This window comes from Actinoplanes siamensis, from assembly GCF_016862395.1.
GTDB classification, from domain to species: domain Bacteria; phylum Actinomycetota; class Actinomycetes; order Mycobacteriales; family Micromonosporaceae; genus Actinoplanes; species Actinoplanes siamensis.
Map to the genome: position 1 here is coordinate 89,146 of NZ_BOMW01000033.1, position 16,340 is coordinate 105,485.

The following is a 16,340-nucleotide window of genomic DNA, read 5'->3' on the forward strand; positions in this document are numbered from 1 at the left end:
CCTTGCTCATGGCCGAATGAAGCGGCGCTCAACGGCGGTGTGCAGCGTCCTGACAGCGGACTAGATCGGCCCAGGGCCAGATGGCCTTAGCGGTTCGGACCCCTTGTGACCGGTGCAACGCCGATGCACCGGACCGCGACCCGGACCAGCACCTCTCCGTCTCCAACATTCCCGCAAGCCGCTCCGGCATGCCCCCTGGGGCCGGTGCACCTGACTGAGGGAGACATTCGATGCCCGGTTCCGCCGCCCGTCGCCTGGCCGTCCGCTTCGCGGCCGTCGCGAGCGCCGCCACCGCCGTCCTCTGCGGTTTCACCGGTCCGGTCCCGGCCGCCGCGGCGCCGGCCGCTCCGCGGACCGGAACCATCCTGGAGGCCGGCGCCGCCGGCGCGATCCAGGACAGCTACATCGTCGTGCTCAAGGCCGGCGTGCCGGTCTCCCCGCGGCTCGTCACCCGGTACGGCGGAAAGGTCCTGAACAGCTACCACGCCACCGTTCGCGGCTTCCACGCCCGGATGTCCCAGGAGCGGGCGTCCCGGCTGGCCGCCGATCCGGCCGTCGAGTACGTCGAGCAGGACGCCGTGATCGGCGCCGCGTCCACCACCCAGACCGGCGCCACCTGGGGCCTGGACCGCATCGACCAGCACGTCCGCACCCTGGACAAGAAGTACTCGTACCGGTCGGCCGGGAACGTCACCGCGTACGTCATCGACACCGGCATCCGCACCTCGCACCGCGACTTCGGCGGCCGGGCCAGCAGCGGCTGGGACTTCGTCGGCGACGACCGCACCGCGGACGACTGCAACGGGCACGGCACGCACGTGGCCGGCACCATCGGCGGCGCCACCTACGGCGTGGCCAAGGACGTCAAGCTGGTCGGCGTCAAGGTGCTGGGCTGCGACGGCTCGGGCTCGTACTCCGACTTCATCGCCGGCGTCGACTGGGTCACCAGGAACGCCAAGCTGCCCGCGGTCGCCAACATGAGCATCGGCGGCCCGCGCAGCAAGGCGCTCGACGACGCGGTGGACCGGTCGATCGCCAAGGGCGTCACGTACGCGATCGCGGCCGGCAACGACAACGAGAACGCCTGCAGGTTCTCGCCGTCCGACGCCGGCAACGCGATCACGGTGGGCGCCGTGGACAGCGCCGACAAGCGCGCGTCCTTCTCCAACTTCGGTTCCTGCGTCGACCTGTTCGCGCCCGGCGTCACCATCAAGTCGGCCGGCAGCACCTCGGACACCGGCACCTCGGTGATGAGCGGCACCTCGATGGCCAGCCCGCACGTGGCCGGCGCGGCCGCCCTGGTGCTCGGCGCCCACCCGGCTTGGAGCCCGCAGCAGGTCCGCGACGACCTGGTCGGGCACTCCGGCACGGGACTGATCCGGAACCGGGGCATCGGCTCGCCGAACAAGGTGCTCTACACCGGCTACCTCAACCACGCCACGACGGCCGCCGGTACGGCGCGGGCCGCGAGGCAGCTGGTGGCCACCACCCGGTCACACTGACCCGGACCCGGCGCCACCGGGAGATGCGCGGTTTCCGTGGCGAGCCGGCGCTGGTGGTGCGATTCACCGCTGCCTACCCGGATGGGCCGAACCGGACACGCCCGTCGCGACCCTTCGTGGCGGGCGTGTCCCGTCCGGCCGCTGCTCGGCAAACTGCCCAACTCGACGCCTCGCGGCGGCTAGCGTGAGATCGACCCCAGCCCGCGAGGAGGACCCATGTCCGAGGCGCCGGTCGCCGAAACGCCGACCATCCTGGTCGTCGACGACGAAGAAGATCTCCGCGACATCATGCGCCGCATGCTGGAGCGCAAAGGGTACGCGGCCCTGGTGGCCGGTGACCCGGACGAGGCCATCTCGGTCTGCCGGGAGCACCCGGGCGACATCGACGTCCTGGTCACCGACCTGACCCTGCCGGGCGGGAAGTCCGGCGGCGAACTGGCCGGCACGGTCATCCAGATGCGCCCGGAGACCGGCGTGGTCTTCATCTCCGGCCTGCCCAAGGACATCGCCGTCACCAAGGGCCTGGTCGGTGAGGACGCCCTCCTGGTCAAGAAGCCCTTCACCGCCGACGCGCTGCTGAGCGCCCTTCGAACAGTACTGAACAACGGAAAAGCGGACTAGCCGCAGCCAACACGCGTCTCGCCCGTCGATGACGAGAGCCGCAAAACGGCTAACGGAGTGGGGTCGGTTCCAGCGCTCCCGTCATCGACCAGAAGGGGCGGAACGCCACGGCGCCGAAGGCGACGCGATCAAGCCCAGCGATCAAGCCGAGACGCAACCGTAGGGAACACTCAGCTCACCCAACCGCCAGCGCGCCGGCCCGTCGAGCACCGGCCAGCCCTCGGCGCGCATCCGACGCACCGTGGCCAGCCACCGCTGCCGTGGCCCGAACGGCGTCGCCTCGGTGTCCCACGCCCTGCGCAGCGCGCGCAGCAGGTCGTGCACCGGATGACCGGGCACGTTGTGGTGGATCAGCGCCTTCGGCAGCCGCTCGGCGAAGACCAGGGGGTGTTCCAGGACGGGCAACCGCGCGGACAGCGTGAGCGTCGACGGCAGGCCGCCGTCGACCACCACCCAGGTGGCGATCCGGCCCAGCTCGTCACAGGTGCCCTCGACGAGCAGCGCGCCGGTGCCGGTCATCTGCCGCCAGGCCGCGGTCACCTCGTCCTCGCCGTACTGCCGGAGCACGTTGAACGCGCGCACCACCACCGGCGCGAGCCCGGCCAGCTCGAAGCCGCCGCGGCGGAACTCCAGGCGGGGCGGGTCCGCGTGCGGCTGGGCGGCCGACACCCGGTCCGGATCGATCTCCAGACCGACCACCGTGACGTCGCTCCGGACCGCGGCCGCCAGCCGGCTCCGGAGCTCGACGGCCGTGACCGGCGTGGCGCCGTACCCCAGGTCGACGACCAGGGGCACGGCTGCCGCCGTCAGTAGATCCCGGCACCGGTACGCGATGAAGTTGTCCACCCGCCGTAGACGGTTCGGGTTGGTGGTGCCCCGGGTGATCGCGCCGACCGGCTTCACCTGACCTACAGCTCCCGGTGCACCTTGTGCTGAGCGGCCTGGGCGATCGGGCGGACCACCAGCCGGTCGATGTTCACGTGTTGCGGCCGGGTCGCCGCGAACGCGATCACGTCCGCGATGTCGTCGGCCAGCAGCGGCTCCTTGACGCCGGCGTAGACGGCGTCGGCCCGGTCCCGGTCGCCGCCGAAGCGGTTGAGCGAGAACTCGTCGGTGCGCACCATGCCCGGGTCGATCTCGATCACCCGGACCGGCTTGCCGGACAGCTCCAGCCGCAGCGTCCCGACCAGGGCGGTTTGCGCGTGCTTCGCCGCGACATAACCCCCACCGCCTTCGTACGGCGTGAAGGCCGCCGTCGACCCGACCGTCACGATCGTCCCGGCCCCGCTCGCCTCCAGCGCCGGCAGCAGCGCCTTGGTGACCCGCAGGGTGCCCAGCACGTTCACGTCGAACATCGCCTGCCAGTCGCCGGCCGAGCTGTTCGCCACCGGGTCCAGCCCGATCGCCCCGCCGGCGTTGTTGACCAGCAGGGCCAACGTCCCGTCCAAGCCGGCCACCGTGGCGGCCAGCCCGGCCACCGACTCGTCCGAGGTGATGTCGCACGTGACAGCTGTCGCGTTCGTCCCGATCTCCTTGGCCAGCGCGTCCAGCCGGTCCGCCCGGCGGGCCGCGGCGACCACGTGAAACCCCTCGCCGGCCAGGCGGCGGGCGGTCGCCTCGCCGATTCCGCTGGACGCCCCGGTGACCACTGCGATTCTCTGCATGCTCAGATCCTGCCTCATGACCTGAGTCACCCCTGCCCGGCTGCGTAGTGGTTCAGCGCACGCCGATGGGGAAGATGACAAGTAGGCAACGACTCCGTCGTCTGGCGAACCCGATTGGAGGGCCGGAACGTGGCCGAGGTCTGCTGGCCCACCCCGCGGCGCATCGCCACCCTCTCGGTGCACACGTCACCCCTGGAACAACCGGGCACCGGCGACGCCGGCGGGATGAACGTCTACATCGTCGAGGTGTCCAAGCGGCTCGCCGCCGCCGGCGTCGAGGTGGAGATCTTCACCCGGGCCACCTCCAGCGACCTGCCGCCGATGGTGGAGATGGCGCCGGGGGTGCACGTGCGGCACGTCACCGCGGGGCCCTACGAGGGACTGAACAAGGAGGAGCTCTCCTCCCAGCTGTGCGCGTTCACCACGGGTGTGCTGCGGGCCGAGGCGGCGCATCCGCCGGGCCACTACGACCTGATCCACTCGCACTACTGGCTCTCCGGCCAGGTCGGCTGGCTGGCCCGGGAGCGCTGGGGCGTGCCGCACGTGCACACCGCGCACACCCTGGCCAAGGTGAAGAACCGGCTGATCGCCACGGGCGACCGCCCGGAGCCGAAGGCCCGGGTGATCGGCGAGGAGCAGGTGGTCGCCGAGTCCGACCGGCTGGTCGCCAACACCCGGTTCGAGGCACAGGATCTGATCACGCATTATCAGGCCGATCCGGCCCGGGTCAGCGTCGTGCAGCCGGGGGTCGACCTGGAGCGGTTCCGGCCCGGTCCGGCCGACCGGGCCCGGTTCGGGCTGCGCGAGCGGGACCGGATCGTCGCGTTCGTCGGCCGGATCCAGCCGCTCAAGGCCCCGGACGTGCTGATTTCCGCGCTCGCCGGGTTGCGTGCCCGCGGCGCCGGGGACGTCACCCTGGTGATCTGCGGCGGCCCCAGCGGCAGCGGCCTGGAGCGGCCCACCGCGCTGATCGACCTGGCCGCCTCGCTCGGCGTCGCCGACTCGGTGGTGTTCCTGCCACCGCAGACCGGCGCCGGCCTGGCCGCCCTCTACCGCGCCGCCGACCTGGTCGCGGTGCCGTCCTACAACGAGTCGTTCGGGCTGGTCGCGCTGGAGGCCCAGGCCTGCGGCACGCCGGTGGTGGCGGCCGCGGTCGGCGGCCTGGTCACCGCGGTCCGCGACGGCGAGAGCGGCGTGCTGGTCGACGGCCACGACCCGACCGACTGGGCGCGGGTGCTGGACCGGTTGCTCGCCGCGCCGGGCCTGCGCCGCCGCCTGTCGGGCGGCGCGGTCGCCCACGCCTCGCAGTTCTCCTGGGACCGGACCGTGGAGCGGCTGTTGCGGGTCTACCGTGACGCGGTGAGCGAGCACCGGGCGCTGATCGCGGCCCGGGTGGAGGGGGCGTCCTGCGCATGGTGAAGGACCTGATCGAGCGGGCTCTCGACGAGCGCGAGCTGGAGTGGGAAGCGACCGGCGACTCGTCGTGGGTGGTCACCCTCCCCGGCTCGCACAAGCTCAAGACGGCGTGCAACCTGATCGCCGGCGAGCACGCGTTGCGGATCGAGGCGTTCGTGATGCGCCAGCCCGACGAGCGCCGCGAGGAGTTGTGGGCCTGGCTGCTGCGGCGCAACGCCCGGATGTACGGGGTGGCCTTCTCCATCGACGCGGCCGGCGACGTCTACCTGACCGGGCGCGTCTCGCTGAAGGGCCTGGACGAGGACGAACTGGACCGGCTGCTGGGCGCGGTGCTGACCTATGCCGACGAGTCGTTCGACACGATGCTGGAGATCGGATTCGGTACGTCGATCCGGCGCGAGTGGGAGTGGCGCGTCAAGCGCGGTGAGTCCCTGGCGAACCTCCAAGCGTTCCGGCACTTCGCCGCGCCCGCAGCGTCCACTTCGGACGGCTCCGGTGGGTCCACATCGGAGCAGCGCGCTGCGGGCTGACCGGCGCCTGCGCCACGACCTGCGGAAACGCGATCTTCATAACCGGAATTCACCCCATGGTCACCCGTTGGCAAGATCGCCGCGGCCCGGCGGCTGATTCGACACCCATCATTTAGTAGTCGTTATTTCCGCCGGTGCGCCGGAGTCCGGACGAGTGATTGCCGGCTCGTCCGATCGGCTGGTTGTTGGTGATTGTGACGCCTGAGACAGATGTCGACACGAATACGGGTTGTGAGGCTTGACTGGCCCAACTAGCGTGGTCGATGGACGTCGAGCCGTCAGTTCGGGGAACGGGACGATCAGTAATGATCTCCGCGGATCGACGTTTGGGGACGGGTGGCATAAGCCGTTGGGGGACGGCGCGACCCGAGACCGGCGGTTAGTGCGGGCGACGCCTATGGGGATGGGGGTCGCCCGCCGCCGCCGGCGCTTTTGTTTGCGGGCGTGACACCGTTCCGTACCCTCAGGATCTTTCGTTCATCGAATTCCGTAGTGCGCATTCGCAGGTCGTTATGCGCGTCCGTCCGATGTGTTCTCCGGGTGCGCGCAGCAGCGGCGGCGCCAGCTCCGAGTTTGATCGCGGCGTTCGGCGGCGCGGCGAGCATCCCGCCGGTCGTCCAGATCACCGCGGCGGTCAGATAGGCGGGCAGGCTGTCGGCGACCGTCAGCACCGCGAAGCCGGCCGCCATCACCACCAGCGACAGCGCCAGCACCCGGTCCTTGCGCCGCCCGTCGATGAACCCCGGCACGAACAGCTGCCCGATCACGATCAGCGCCCCGCCGAGCGCCGTCACCAGGCCGTAGTCTCCGGGTCCGAGCCCGTCGCCGTGCATCGCGAGCGGCACGATGGTGTTCGTCTGGGTGTTCAGCAGCGCCTGCAGGATGGTGAGCCCGACGAAGGCCAGGAAGATCCGGTCGGCCAGGACCGTGCGCATCCCGCCGGCCGGGGCGTCGTGCCGGCGTACCGGGGCCAGTGTCTCCGGCACCTTCCCGGCGATCACCAGGGCGGTGATGAGGGTGCTGGTGGCGTCGAGCAGGAACAGGACCGGGTAGCTCCACCGGGCCAGCGCGCCGGCCAGCAGCGACGCGCGGCTGGTCAGCTGTTGGGTGCGGAGGCCGGGGCGAGATCCGGCGCCGGGGGCGCGGGCGCCGCGGGTGCGGGGACATCCGTCGTACGGCGGAAAGCGGTCTGTCTCTCGCGGGCCGGGCCGGCCAGCAGATGGCCGACGCCGGCCAGGACGCAGAGCCCGAAACAGCCCACCCAGAGCACCACCGAGCCGAGGCCCTGCAGGACCAGGCCGCCCAGAACCGGCGCCAGGGCCGTCCCGAGCGACCAGGACAACGAGTTGAGCCCCTGGTAACGCCCGCGCAGCGCGGCCGGCGACAGCGCCGCCACGGTCGCCGCGTTGCTCGGCGACTGCAGCATCTCGCCGAGGGTCCAGATCACCACGGTCAGCGCGTAGACCCAGGCCGTGTGCGCGAACGCGACCAGCCCGAAGCCCACGCCGACGATCACCGAGGCGACGGCCAGAACCTGGTGCGGGCGGTGCCCCTCGATCAGCCGTGGCACGAAGAGCTGACCGGACACGATCAGGATGCCGTTGACCGCGATCACCCAGCCGTAGGTGGCCGCCGACAAGCCGTCGGCCAGCATCGCGATCGGCAGCGTCGACGCGTGCTGCAGGATGACCAGCACGGAGAGCAGGTTGATCACCAGGAAGACCAGGAAGACCCGGTCCCTCAGCGCGGTCAGCAGGCCACCGGCCGGGGCGGCTCCGGTCGCGGCCGGGCGGCGTGCCGGCCGGGTCTCCCGCAGGAAGAACAGCGTGATCGTCGCGGTGACCAGCGTGGTGGCCGCGTCGACGACGAACAGCAGCAGGTAGTCGAACTGGGCCGCGAAACCGGCGGCGATCGCGGCCAGCGCGAAACCGAGGTTGATCGCCCAGTAGTTCAGCGAGAACGCCCGGACCCGGTCCCGTTCCGGCACGACGTCCACCATCATCGCCGAGAACGCCGGCCGCACGCCCTCCGAGAAGAACCCGAGCAGTCCGGTGACGAGCAGGATCTGCGGGTACGTGTCGGCGAAGCCCAGGGTCAGCATCAGCGCGGCCGTGCCGAACTGGGAGGTGAGCATGGTCGGGCGGCGGCCCCAGCGGTCGGTCAGCACGCCGCCGGTCATCGTGCCGATCGCGCCGCCCACGCCGTAGAGACCGATCACGAAACCGGCCTGGCTCTGCGTGAAATGCCTTTCGCTGGTCAGGTAGATGCTCAGGAAGAGCACCACGAACGAGCCGAGACGGTTGATCAGGGTGCCGGTCCAGAGGAACCAGAATTGCCTGGGCAGCCCACCGGCGGCCTCCCGTAACCAACCTCGCACAGCGCCTCCCGATCAGCAGCGGCCGGCCTCCCGGTAAGTAGCCAGCAGCCTCTATTCCCTTACAAAGCGGGGTCGGCCGCAACCCGATTAACCTGTGGCGACCGCCACCTGCCGGGTGGCGCTGACCGGTCCCGGGGCCGCGGGGCAAGATGTGGTCATGACTGGAACCCTGGTGCTGTTGCGGCATGGCAACAGCGAGTGGAACGCCAAGAACCTCTTCACCGGCTGGGTCGACGTGGACCTGGACGCCAAGGGCGAGGACGAGGCCCGCCGCGGTGGAGAGCTGCTCAAGGAACAGCACGTGCTGCCCGATGTCGTGCACACCAGCCTGCTGCGGCGCGCGATCCGGACCAGCGAGATCGCCCTGCACATCGCCGACCGGCACTGGATCCCGGTGAAGCGCTCGTGGCGGCTCAACGAGCGGCACTACGGCGCTCTGCAGGGCAAGGACAAGAAGCAGACGCTGGAGACGTACGGCGAGGAGCAGTTCATGCTCTGGCGCCGGTCGTACGACGTCCCCCCGCCGCCGATCGAGGACGACTCGGAGTTCTCCCAGGCCCACGACGCCCGTTACGCGTCGCTGCCGCCGGAGCTGCGCCCGAAGGCGGAGTGCCTGAAGGACGTGCTGGAGCGGGCCCTGCCGTACTGGTACGACGCGATCGTGCCGGACCTGCTGGCCGGCAAGACGGTGCTGGTCGCCGCGCACGGCAACTCGCTGCGCGCGATCGTCAAGCACCTCGACCAGATCTCCGACGAGGCGATCGCCAAGCTGAACATCCCGACCGGCATCCCGCTGCGCTACGACCTGGACGAGAACCTGCGCCCGGTCACCGCGGGCGGGACGTACCTGGACCCGGAGGCCGCCAAGGAGGCCGCCGCCGCGGTCGCCAACCAGGGCCGCTGACGCAGGGCAGGGCCGGGATACCCCCGTGATGTCCCGGCCCTGCGGGCGGTCAGTCCTGACTGGTGACCGGCTCCCCGGTGACCAGGTAGATCGTGTGCTCGCCGATGTTCACGGCGTGGTCCGCGTACCGCTCGTAGAACCGGCCGAGCAGGGCGCCGTCGATCGCGGTCTCCGCCCCGTACGGCCAGTCGTCGGCCAGCATGATCTTGAAGAGCCGGCGCTCCAGGTCGTCGATCGCGTCGTCGTCCTTCTCCAGCTCGGCCGCCAGGCCGGCGTCGGTGTGGGTGAGCACGTCGGTGATCTTCTCGGCCATCTGGTCGGCGATCTCCGCCATGCCCTTGAAGACCTGACGCAGCTCGGCCGGCACGGCCGGGGACGGGTGCCGGCGGGCGGCGGTCTTGGCCACGTGCTCGGCCAGGTCGCCCATCCGCTCCAGGTCCGCCGAGATGTGCAGGGCGGTGATCGCCCGGCGCAGGTCCACCGCGACCGGCGCCTGCCGGACGATGATGTCCGCCACCTTCGCCTCGACCTGCTGGAAGATCGCGTCCACGTCGGCGTCACGCCTGATGACGGCCTGGGCCGCCTCCAGATCGGCGGTCAGCAGCGCGGTCGTCGCCTTGCGGAGCGCGGCACGCACCGACTCTGCCATGGTCACCAGCAGCCGAGTCACTTCGGTGAGTTCGGCCTGGAACTCCTCACGCATGTTCTGTAGTCCCGGTCGTCGGGGCCGTCCCGCCTTCCGGGACACGGCCGATGTGTGCGGCTCACGCTAGGTCAGCGGGGCTTCCCGGACGTGAACACCGGTGAACGACGCCGGACCCGGCGGTGAACATTGCTCGACGCGCGCCCGTTTCGCCCCTTTGGCCTTGTGGTCCAGGTAAACAATGCCCCTACGATCGCAGCGTGGAGTGGGGATACGCCGTCGGCTTGGTCTCAGCCGCGCTGGCCGTCGGTGTCGGTGCCGGGCTGGCGCTCGCCCGTTTCCGCCGATCGTCGGCGGAGGACGTGGCTCAAGCCGGTTCGCCGGAGGGGAGAGCCGCCATCGAACCGGACGACGATCGCCCGGCAGGCACGCACGGCCTGAAGGGGCTGGGCCGCAAGAGCCTCGACTCGCTGCGCGTGGGCGTCGTCGTCCTCGACGCGGACGACTACCCGGTGCTGGTCAACCCGGCCGCGCGGGCCATGGGCCTGCTGCGCTCCGGCGGCGCCCCGGGCACCATCGCCGCGCATCCGATCCTGCGCACGCTGGCCGGCCAGGTGCGCCGTACCGGGGTGCGCCGCGAGGTCGAGCTGGACCTGCCCCGCGGTCGGGCCGGCGGGGCCCAGGCGCCGCTCGGTCTGCACCTGCGGGCCGTCGCGCTGAACTCGACGCACGTCGCCGTCGAGGCGGCCGACGTGACCGAGTCGCACCGCCTGGCCCGGGTCCGGCGGGACTTCGTGGCCAACGTGAGCCACGAGCTGAAGACCCCGATCGGCGCGCTGCAACTGCTCGCCGAGGCGCTGCTGGACGCCACCCAGCTGCCCGAGTCGGCGCCCGAGGCGCAGTCCGAGGACCTGCTGGCCGCCCGCCGGTTCGCCGAGCGGATCCACCACGAGTCGGCCCGGATGGGCCGGCTGGTGAGCGAGCTGCTCGAGCTGAGCCGGCTGCAGGGCGCCGAGCCGCTGCCCCACCCCGAGCCGGTCGCGCTGGACTGGGTGATCGCGGAGGTGCTGGACCGCACCCGGACCACCTCGTCGGCCAAGAACATCGAGATCGCCTACTCCGGACCGAAAGGCCTGATGGCGTACGGCAGCGACAGCCAGTTCGCCACCGCTGTGACGAACCTGGTGGAGAACGCGATCGCGTACTCCGGCCCGGACACCAAGGTCGAACTGACCATGCGGCAGGACGCCGACTGGATCGAGATCGATGTGGCCGACCAGGGCATCGGCATCTCACCGCAGGACGTCGACCGGATTTTCGAGAGGTTCTACCGAGCCGATCAAGCCAGGTCCCGGGCGACCGGCGGGACCGGCCTCGGCCTCGCCATCGTCAAGCACATCGCCACCAACCACGGTGGTCGAGTGGACGTCACCAGCGCTCTCGGCGAAGGATCCACGTTCACCCTGCGCCTCCCGGCGCGCCCGCCCGAATCCCCCTCGCCGTCACCGACGGCAATTGAGATCGAGTCCGGTGTGACCGGGCGCTGATCCGGTCACCGACGACGGAAGGAACTTCATTGGCCCGCGTGCTCGTGGTCGAGGACGAGGAGTCGTTCTCCGACGCCCTGTCGTACATGCTGCGTAAGGAGGGCTTCGAGGTGTCTGTCGCCGCGACCGGCACCTCGGCGCTGACGCAGTTCGACCGGACCGGTGCCGACATCGTGCTGCTCGACCTCATGTTGCCCGAGATGTCGGGTACCGAGGTGTGCCGCCAGCTCCGGCAGCGCTCCGCCGTCCCGATCATCATGGTCACCGCCCGGGACAGCGAGATCGACAAGGTGGTCGGTCTGGAGATCGGCGCGGACGACTACGTCACCAAGCCGTACTCGCCGCGCGAGCTGGTCGCCCGGATCCGTGCCGTGCTGCGCCGCCAGAGTGGCGAGGCGGCCGAGGTGAGCACCCCGACGCTCGCCGCGGGCCCGGTCCGGATGGACGTCGAACGTCACGTGGTGACAGTCGGCGGCGCCGGCGTGCAACTGCCGCTCAAGGAGTTCGAACTGCTCGAACTGCTCCTGCGCAACGCCGGGCGGGTGCTGACCCGCGGCCAGCTGATCGACCGGGTCTGGGGCGCCGACTACGTCGGTGACACCAAGACGCTTGACGTGCACGTGAAGCGGCTGCGCTCCAAGGTCGAGCCGGAGCCGAGTGCCCCGCGCTACATCGTCACGGTCCGCGGCCTGGGCTACAAGTTCGAGCCTTAGTCCCGCGGAGCGCGAGGGGAGGCGGGTTCGCGCCCGCCTCTTCTCGTCGGTGCGCCGGCGGCGGTGGTGGCCGGGTGGACGGCGATCAGGCCCGACTTGACGCGGGCCGCGCAGAGCTCGGCGAGCTTCGTGTACGCCGATTCGCCGATCAGCTCGGTCAGCTCCGGCGCGTAGGACACGTACATCGGCTCGCTGCCCACGTGCGCCTCCGGGGAGGAGGTGCACCACCAGGCCAGATCGTGCCCGCCCGGCCCCCAGCCACGCCTGTCGAACTCGGTCAGCGTGGACTGCAACAGTTTCGTGCCGTCGGCCCGGGTGATCCAGTCCTGCTCCCGGCGGATCGGCAGCTGCCAGCAGACGTCCGGCTTGTACTTCAGCGGGTGCTCCCCGTCCCGCAGCGCCTGGGCGTGCAGCGCGCAGCCACCGCCCCCGGCGAAGTCCGCGTCGTTGAGGAACACGCACGGCCCGTCACCGGATCGGGTGGCGGTGCGCCGGGCCGGCTTGGTGCCGTCCACGGTGTCCATCTCGGTCCAGTTCTTGAACCCGCGCCGGTGGTGCTGCCAGGTCTGCGGGGTGAGCCGGGCGGCCGCCGCCTTCACCCGGTTCTCGTCGTCGGCGTCGGTGAAGAACGCGCCGTGCGAACAGCAGCCGTCCTCGGCGCGACCGGGCAGGATGCCCCGGCAGGCCGAGCCGAAGACGCAGGTCCAGCGGGAGAGCAGCCAGGTCAGGTCGGCGCGCACCAGGTGCTGCTCGTCGGCCGGGTCGAGGAATTCGATCCATTCCCGAGGGAAGTCCAGCGGGACTTCCGTAGGGCGTCGCGTGCGGCTCATCCCGCTCAGACTACGCGCTCCTATGGATCATGACCGTTTGGCACGGATATATCCGGGCGCGCCGGACGTGGCTACGCTTGAGGGCGTGAGTTCTCGAGTTCCGGTGCTTCTCTCCAGCTCCTCGGTCTTCCCGGAGCCGACGGCGGCCGCGTTCGAGATGGCGGCCACGGTGGGCTACGACGGACTCGAGGTCATGGTCTGGACCGACGCGGTCAGCCAGGACGCCGGCGCTCTCAAGGGCCTGGCCGGGCACTACGGCGTGCCCGTCCTCTCGGTGCACGCGCCGTGCCTGCTGGTCACCCAGCGGGTGTGGAGCTCCGACCCCTGGGAGCGGCTCAGCCGGGCGGCCCAGCTCGCCGAGTCGCTGGGCGCCCCCACGGTGGTGGTCCACCCGCCGTTCAGCTGGCAGCGCGACTATGCGAAGAACTTCGCTCCCGGTCTCGCCCGGATCCAGGCCCGGCACCCTGATCTCACCTTCGCGGTGGAGAACATGTTCCCGGTCAAGATGGCCGGCCGCTGGTTCGTGCCGTACACGCCGGGCTGGGATCCCACCGAGACCGGCTTCGAGGCGTACACGCTGGATCTCTCGCACTGCGCCGCCTCCCGCACGGACGCGCTCGAGATGGCCGCCAAGATGGGCGCCGGCCTCAAGCACGTGCACCTGGGCGACGGCACCGGGGAGGCGCGCGACGAGCATCTGGTCCCGGGGCGTGGCAACCAGCCCTGCGCCGAGGTGCTGCGCTCGCTGGCCGGCCGGGCCTTCACCGGCTCGGTGGCCCTGGAGATCAACACCCGGAAGGCGGCCAGCCGGGCCGTGCGGGAGGCCGACCTCCGCGAGTCCCTGGAGTTCGCCCGCCGTCACCTGGCGCCAGCCGGCTCGCCCCGCCCCGCCACGACGTCGGCCTGATCCCGCGCCCCTCTCCTCGCCGCCGCGGCGCGTGACCACTCCAACCAGCCAGGAGCCGCCGGCTCCCGGCCCGGCCCACAGGGGGTGTCTCGCGGTCCCGGCGGGACCTCTCAGCGCCAGCCGGGTTGGCCGGCAGGGGTGTGTCGTGCGCCCGTAGGGGCATCTCGGGGCCAACCGGGTGGCACTCGGCGCGCCTCGGATTGGACCGGGACCGGCTCGCGTGGGCGTGAACCCGGGGCGTCGGGCCTGAGTGGAGGGTGGCCGCTCGGCCGGGAGCGCGCGGCCCGGAGCGCGGCTGGGGTGCGTGCCGGAAGAGCTCGGGCCGGAGCGCTCGGGCGGGACTTCACCGGGCCGGAGCGTGTGGTGTGGGAGATCGTCGGGGCGGGCCTCGGCCACACCCGGCGATCAGGCTGGGGTGAGGGTGCTGCCGGCCGGCGCCGGAGTGGCGGCCTCGGGGGTCTGCGCCGCACGCTTGCGGGCGCGGTGCGCCGCCACGTGGGAGCGCGTGGCGCAGCGCTCCGAGCAGAACCGGCGGCAGTTGTTCGACGAGGTGTCCAGGTACACGTTGCCGCAGCGCTCGTCGGCGCAGATGCCGAAGCGGGCGCTGCCGTACTCGCAGAGCCAGACGGCCAGGCCCCACACGGCGCCGGCCAGATATTCCGCGCTGACCGACGAGCCGCGGCTGGTCGCGTGCATGTGCCAGTCGCCGGCGTCGTGGCCGGAGATGCGTGGCTGCACCGGGTACGCCTCGAGCAGCGCGTTCAGCTCGCGCACCGCGTCGGTGTCGCGGCCGGCCGTCCCGTACTCGAAGACCTCGCGCAGGCGGCGCTGGGCCCGGCGGAACGCCGCCAGGTCCTTCTCCACCAGCTGGTCGCGCATGTACTCCAGGTCGTGGGCGAACAGCGCCCGCAGCCCGGCGAGATCGTCCAGGACGGCGTTGACGAGGTCGACCGCCGTCCGGGCGTACGCATCGAAGTTCACCCGACCACGGTAGCCGCAACCGGCCATGAGGTGCGATTGCTCGCCGGCCCGCGGCTCTCACGCGGCGCCGCCGAGCCGGCGCCGGGCCCGCCGGTTAACGTAGGGCTCATGCTCCGTTCCCTGTTTCTCGCCGCGGCCGGCTCCGCCCGGCTGGAGCGGCTGGTCGAGTCGGCACCCGGCAGCGAAGAGGTGATCCGGCGGTTCGTCGGGGGCGGCGGCGTCGAGGAGGCGTTGCGGACCACCCGGGGGCTGGCCGACGACGGGCTGACCATCACCCTGGACCACCTGGGCGAGGACACCGGGACGCTGGAGCGGGCGCAGGCGGTCCGCGACGAGTATGTGACGCTGCTGCGCCGGCTGCGCGAGTCCGGCCTGACCCCGGCGGCCGAGGTGAGCGTGAAGCTGTCCGCGCTCGGGCAGCGGATCGACGAGAAGGCGGCGTACGAGAACGTGCGGGCCATCTGCGCGGCGGCGGCCGAGGCGGGCACCATGGTGACCCTGGACGCCGAGGACCACACCACCACCGACGCCACTCTGGAGACGCTGCTCGAGCTGCGGCGGGATTTCCCGTCGACGGGGGCGGTGCTCCAGGCGTACCTGCGGCGCACCGAGGGCGACTGCCGGGAGCTGGCCACCGCCGGATCGCGGGTGCGGCTCTGCAAGGGGGCGTACGCGGAGCCCGAGTCGGTGGCGTTCCAGTCGTCGCTGGATGTCGACAAGTCGTACGTACGCTGCCTGAACATCCTGATGTCGGGCGAGGGCTACCCGATGATCGCCACGCACGACCCGCGGCTGATCGCCATCGCCGAGGACCGGGCCCGCTGGTTCGACCGTTCCACCGGGGAGTACGAGTTCCAGCTGCTCCTCGGCGTGCGCCCGGAGGAGCAGGCCCGGCTCGCGGCCGGTGGGCAGGCGGTGCGGGTGTACCTGCCGTACGGCCGGCAGTGGTACGGCTACCTGATGCGCCGCCTCGCCGAGCGTCCCGCCAACGTCGCGTTCTTCGCGCGCGCGGTCTCGTCGCGCTGACCTTTCGGCCGAAGACGACCTTTCGGGCGAATCGGCCCCAGATCTGGCGTGTCGCACTTGACTTTTTGTGGGCAAATTACGGAACGCGACGCCCTGGTCACAGCCGCATCGATACGGTTCTGAAGACACGCACGTTCGCCAGGCGGAGCGTGCCTGCGAAAGGATCGGTGCGACGAGATGACGGGTCCAGCCCAGACCGAGGAACGCCTCTCGGAGGTACGGTTCCTGACCGTGGCCGAGGTGGCCACGCTGATGCGCGTCTCCAAGATGACCGTCTACCGGCTCGTGCACGGTGGTGACCTCACCGCTGTCCGGGTCGGCCGCTCGTTCCGGGTGCCCGAGCACGCGGTTCACGAGTATCTGCGGGGCGCGTTCTCACAGACCGCCTGAGAGCGGGCTACAGGGGTCGTGTTGGCCCTTACGGAGCGGGCCGGTACGCTGGACCGGTTGGTTCCCGGCCTGACGCGTGCCGCCACCTAGCGGCGCCGTTCCGGGAGCCGTCCAAGATCGGTAACCGGCCGCGCCGGTTCCACTCAAACATGGTTCGAGAGGCTGTCGTATGGGCTCCGTGGTCAAGAAGCGCCGCAAGCGTATGGCGAAGAAGAAGCACCGCAAGCTGCTGCGCAAGACCCGCGTCCAGCGTCGCCGTTTGGGCAAGTGACGGCCGGCCGGGTGGCTC

At 71.2% G+C, this 16,340-nt stretch carries 18 protein-coding genes; 11 read left to right on the top strand and 7 right to left on the bottom strand.

Annotation, left to right across the window (positions count from 1 at the left end; genetic code table 11):
* The first annotated feature begins 230 nt into the window (after window positions 1-230).
* Complete coding sequence (locus Asi03nite_RS17990; protein ID WP_203681155.1) at window positions 231-1,502, top strand: S8 family peptidase; 1,272 nt, start codon at window positions 231-233, stop codon at window positions 1,500-1,502.
* 216 nt (window positions 1,503-1,718) lie between these two features.
* Window positions 1,719-2,123, top strand: coding sequence for a response regulator (locus Asi03nite_RS17995; RefSeq protein WP_203681156.1), 405 nt, complete (start codon window positions 1,719-1,721; stop codon window positions 2,121-2,123).
* Window positions 2,124-2,264: 141 nt separating this feature from the next.
* On the opposite strand, the gene Asi03nite_RS18000 is transcribed toward Asi03nite_RS17995, so the two are convergent.
* A complete protein-coding gene (locus tag Asi03nite_RS18000; protein ID WP_203681157.1) occupies window positions 2,265-3,026 on the bottom strand; it encodes a class I SAM-dependent methyltransferase in 762 nt (253 codons plus the stop codon).
* A 5-nt stretch (window positions 3,027-3,031) separates the two neighbouring features.
* Complete coding sequence (locus Asi03nite_RS18005; RefSeq protein WP_203681159.1) at window positions 3,032-3,787, bottom strand: SDR family oxidoreductase; 756 nt, start codon at window positions 3,785-3,787, stop codon at window positions 3,032-3,034.
* A 129-nt stretch (window positions 3,788-3,916) separates the two neighbouring features.
* Here Asi03nite_RS18005 and mshA point away from each other — a divergent pair, with 129 nt between their 5' ends.
* Window positions 3,917-5,206, top strand: coding sequence for a D-inositol-3-phosphate glycosyltransferase (mshA, locus tag Asi03nite_RS18010; RefSeq protein WP_203681160.1), 1,290 nt, complete (start codon window positions 3,917-3,919; stop codon window positions 5,204-5,206).
* Window positions 5,200-5,733, top strand: a complete 534-nt coding sequence (locus Asi03nite_RS18015) for a type III secretion system chaperone family protein (RefSeq protein ID WP_203681162.1) — start codon at window positions 5,200-5,202, stop codon at window positions 5,731-5,733. Before mshA ends, Asi03nite_RS18015 begins: the two co-directional genes overlap by 7 nt.
* A gap of 395 nt (window positions 5,734-6,128) precedes the next feature.
* On the opposite strand, the gene Asi03nite_RS18020 is transcribed toward Asi03nite_RS18015, so the two are convergent.
* Together Asi03nite_RS18020 and Asi03nite_RS18025 are read right to left on the bottom strand one after the other, a co-directional pair.
* A complete protein-coding gene (locus Asi03nite_RS18020) occupies window positions 6,129-6,833 on the bottom strand; it encodes an MFS transporter (RefSeq protein WP_373872133.1) in 705 nt (234 codons plus the stop codon).
* Window positions 6,830-8,110 (bottom strand): MDR family MFS transporter, encoded by a 1,281-nt coding sequence (locus Asi03nite_RS18025; RefSeq protein WP_203681166.1) that lies wholly within the window; start codon window positions 8,108-8,110, stop codon window positions 6,830-6,832. The genes Asi03nite_RS18020 and Asi03nite_RS18025 overlap by 4 nt, the downstream gene beginning before the upstream one ends.
* Before the next feature lie 157 nt (window positions 8,111-8,267).
* Here Asi03nite_RS18025 and Asi03nite_RS18030 point away from each other — a divergent pair, with 157 nt between their 5' ends.
* Window positions 8,268-9,014 carry a phosphoglyceromutase gene (locus Asi03nite_RS18030; RefSeq protein ID WP_203681168.1) on the top strand — a complete coding sequence of 249 codons (747 nt, stop codon included), beginning with the start codon at window positions 8,268-8,270 and terminating at the stop codon, window positions 9,012-9,014.
* A 49-nt stretch (window positions 9,015-9,063) separates the two neighbouring features.
* Here the strand turns inward: Asi03nite_RS18030 and phoU are convergent, their stop codons facing one another.
* On the bottom strand, window positions 9,064-9,717 hold the full coding sequence (phoU, locus tag Asi03nite_RS18035; RefSeq protein ID WP_203681170.1) for a phosphate signaling complex protein PhoU: 654 nt from the start codon (window positions 9,715-9,717) through the stop codon (window positions 9,064-9,066).
* A 200-nt stretch (window positions 9,718-9,917) separates the two neighbouring features.
* Here phoU and Asi03nite_RS18040 point away from each other — a divergent pair, with 200 nt between their 5' ends.
* Together Asi03nite_RS18040 and Asi03nite_RS18045 are read left to right on the top strand one after the other, a co-directional pair.
* A complete protein-coding gene (locus Asi03nite_RS18040) occupies window positions 9,918-11,204 on the top strand; it encodes a sensor histidine kinase (protein ID WP_203681172.1) in 1,287 nt (428 codons plus the stop codon).
* Window positions 11,205-11,233: 29 nt separating this feature from the next.
* Window positions 11,234-11,917 carry a response regulator gene (locus Asi03nite_RS18045; protein WP_203681174.1) on the top strand — a complete coding sequence of 228 codons (684 nt, stop codon included), beginning with the start codon at window positions 11,234-11,236 and terminating at the stop codon, window positions 11,915-11,917.
* On the opposite strand, the gene Asi03nite_RS18050 is transcribed toward Asi03nite_RS18045, so the two are convergent.
* Window positions 11,914-12,747 carry a DUF3109 family protein gene (locus Asi03nite_RS18050; protein WP_203681176.1) on the bottom strand — a complete coding sequence of 278 codons (834 nt, stop codon included), beginning with the start codon at window positions 12,745-12,747 and terminating at the stop codon, window positions 11,914-11,916. The two genes, Asi03nite_RS18045 and Asi03nite_RS18050, sit on opposite strands and share 4 nt — an antisense overlap.
* 85 nt (window positions 12,748-12,832) lie before the next feature.
* Between Asi03nite_RS18050 and Asi03nite_RS18055 the strand changes: the two genes are divergently transcribed.
* On the top strand, window positions 12,833-13,654 hold the full coding sequence (locus Asi03nite_RS18055) for a sugar phosphate isomerase/epimerase family protein (RefSeq protein ID WP_203681178.1): 822 nt from the start codon (window positions 12,833-12,835) through the stop codon (window positions 13,652-13,654).
* Window positions 13,655-14,059: 405 nt separating this feature from the next.
* Here the strand turns inward: Asi03nite_RS18055 and Asi03nite_RS18060 are convergent, their stop codons facing one another.
* Window positions 14,060-14,662, bottom strand: a complete 603-nt coding sequence (locus tag Asi03nite_RS18060; RefSeq protein WP_203681180.1) for a CGNR zinc finger domain-containing protein — start codon at window positions 14,660-14,662, stop codon at window positions 14,060-14,062.
* Between the two features lie 81 nt (window positions 14,663-14,743).
* On the opposite strand from Asi03nite_RS18060, the gene Asi03nite_RS18065 reads away from it, so the two are divergent.
* From Asi03nite_RS18065 to Asi03nite_RS18075, 3 genes are all read left to right on the top strand, one after another.
* A complete protein-coding gene (locus tag Asi03nite_RS18065; protein WP_203681182.1) occupies window positions 14,744-15,661 on the top strand; it encodes a proline dehydrogenase family protein in 918 nt (305 codons plus the stop codon).
* A 177-nt stretch (window positions 15,662-15,838) separates the two neighbouring features.
* Entirely contained in the window at window positions 15,839-16,051 is a 213-nt protein-coding gene (locus Asi03nite_RS18070; RefSeq protein ID WP_014694808.1) for a helix-turn-helix domain-containing protein, read from the top strand.
* A 169-nt stretch (window positions 16,052-16,220) separates the two neighbouring features.
* The gene (locus Asi03nite_RS18075) at window positions 16,221-16,322 is read left to right on the top strand and encodes a 30S ribosomal protein bS22 (RefSeq protein ID WP_007465623.1); all 102 of its coding nucleotides are present in this window, start codon (window positions 16,221-16,223) and stop codon (window positions 16,320-16,322) included.
* The last annotated feature ends 18 nt before the right edge of the window (window positions 16,323-16,340 follow it).